The sequence below is a fragment of the Pseudomonas sp. P5_A2_2 genome (assembly GCF_054177685.1).
In genome coordinates this window covers 1-1,744 of the sequence record NZ_JBGCUL010000918.1, presented here as the reverse complement: position 1 = coordinate 1,744, position 1,744 = coordinate 1, and the positions used below count along the sequence as shown (strand labels likewise).

The 1,744-nt window shown below is 60.9% G+C and carries 2 protein-coding genes and 1 pseudogene; all 3 read right to left on the bottom strand.

What is annotated here, in order from left to right:
- Nucleotides 1–78: 78 nt before the first annotated feature.
- Nucleotides 79–393: a quaternary ammonium compound efflux SMR transporter SugE gene (sugE, locus tag ACXRVY_RS27310; RefSeq protein WP_007977599.1), complete on the bottom strand. Its 315-nt coding sequence runs from the start codon at nucleotides 391–393 to the stop codon at nucleotides 79–81.
- Nucleotides 394–511: 118 nt separating this feature from the next.
- Nucleotides 512–1,477 (bottom strand): bile acid:sodium symporter family protein, encoded by a 966-nt coding sequence (locus ACXRVY_RS27305; protein ID WP_223462157.1) that lies wholly within the window; start codon nucleotides 1,475–1,477, stop codon nucleotides 512–514.
- A 147-nt stretch (nucleotides 1,478–1,624) separates the two neighbouring features.
- Nucleotides 1,625–1,744: pseudogene (locus ACXRVY_RS27300) on the bottom strand (recombination-associated protein RdgC); the annotation flags it as partial.

Here is a 1,744-nt window from a genome sequence, read left to right as displayed (position 1 = left end):
TCATCGCGAGCAAGCTCGCTCCCACATTGGAATGCAATCAACTGTGGGAGCGAGCTTGCTCGCGATGGCGGCAGAGGCCTAAGCGCTGACCTTGAGCCCAACCAATCCGCTAATGATCAACGCCACACTCGCCAACCGCACCAGCGCCATGGACTCGCCAAACAGGATGATCCCGGCGATCACCGTGCCCACGGCGCCGACACCGGTCCAGATCGCATAGGCCGTACCCAGCGGCAATTCCTTCATGGCAAGGCCGAGCAAGCCAAGGCTGATAGCCATGGCAGCGACGGTCAACACAGTGGGGAGCGGGCGGGTGAAACCGTCGGTGTACTTGAGGCCGACGGCCCAGCCCACTTCGAACAGGCCGGCGAAAAACAGAATGATCCAGGACATGAAGACCTCCATCGTCTGACGGGGTCGTCCCCTGATTAATGACTCGATCGAGCCGCGAGGTCGTCCTCGCGATGGGCAATAGAGTGCCCAGCATTAACCCGGGGATCAAGTTTTTGAATCAGTCAGTCGCCTGCTGTGCAGCCATTTCCCGATCCTGTTTCTCGCTCATGCGACGGAAATAGGTGGAAAGCAATGCCCCGGAAATGTTGTGCCAGACACTGAACAATGCACTTGGCACTGCCGCCAGCGGCGAGAAGTGTGCACTCGCCAACGCGGCACCCAACCCGGAGTTCTGCATGCCGACTTCCAGGGCCAGGGACTTGCGCTGGGCCAGAGGCAGCTTGAACAGGCGCCCGGTGAAGTAACCCAGCAGGTAACCAAAGCTGTTGTGCAGCATGACCACGGCCATGATCAGCAAGCCGGACTCGGCAATCTTCGCCTGGCTGGCGGCCACCACTGCCGTGACGATGAGCACGATGCTGAGCACCGACACCAGCGGCAACACGTCCACCGCATGCCGAACCTTGTCGCCGAGTACCCGTTGGGCAACCACGCCCAGCACGATCGGCAACAGCACCACTTGCAGGATCGACCAGAACAACTCCATGAACGACACCGGCAACCAGGCCGAGGCCAGCAGCCAGATCAGGGCTGGGGTCAGCAGCGGGGCGAGGAGGGTGGTGACGGCGGCGATGGCTACCGACAGCGCCAGGTCGCCACGGGCCAGCCAGGTCATCACGTTCGACGAGGTGCCGCTTGGGCAGCAGCCGACCAGAATCACGCCGACAGCGATTTCCGGTGGCAAGTGGAATGCCTGGCAGAGCAACCACGCCACGCCAGGCATGATCACGAAATGCGCGACCACGCCCAGGGCCACGCGCCATGGATGGCGTGCGACTTCGGCGAAGTCTTCGAGTTTGAGGGTCAGGCCCATGCCGAACATCACCAGCCCCAGCAAGGGTACGATGGCGCCCTTGAGGCCGAGGAACCATGCCGGCTGCAGAAACGCCATGACAGCGAAAATCAATACCCAGTAAGCGAAGGTGTTGCCGACAAAACGACTCAATGCAGCCAGTGCGCGCATGGCCTGATCCTTGTTATTAAGTAGCACCACAAAACCAATGTAGGAGCGAGCCTGCTCGCGATTGCGGACTGACATTCAACAATGATGCTGACTGACATCCCGCTATCGCGAGCAGGCTCGCTCCTACAATTTGGACATCGCCAGGGTTTAGATCCCCTGCGGAGTCTCTTCGCCACCCAGCGCTTCAACCAGCGCCGGCAGGAAGTCGCCGAAGGTCAGCATCATCAGGGTGAAGCTGGCATCCAGTTGGCCCAGGGCTTCGTCGCC

Bases quoted from the DNA above. Each gene is read 5' to 3' on its own strand.
- sugE (WP_007977599.1), bottom strand. From the start codon at position 393: ATGTCCTGGATCATTCTGTTTTTCGCCGGCCTGTTCGAAGTGGGCTGG.
- ACXRVY_RS27305 (WP_223462157.1), bottom strand. From the start codon at position 1,477: ATGCGCGCACTGGCTGCATTGAGTCGTTTTGTCGGCAACACCTTCGCT.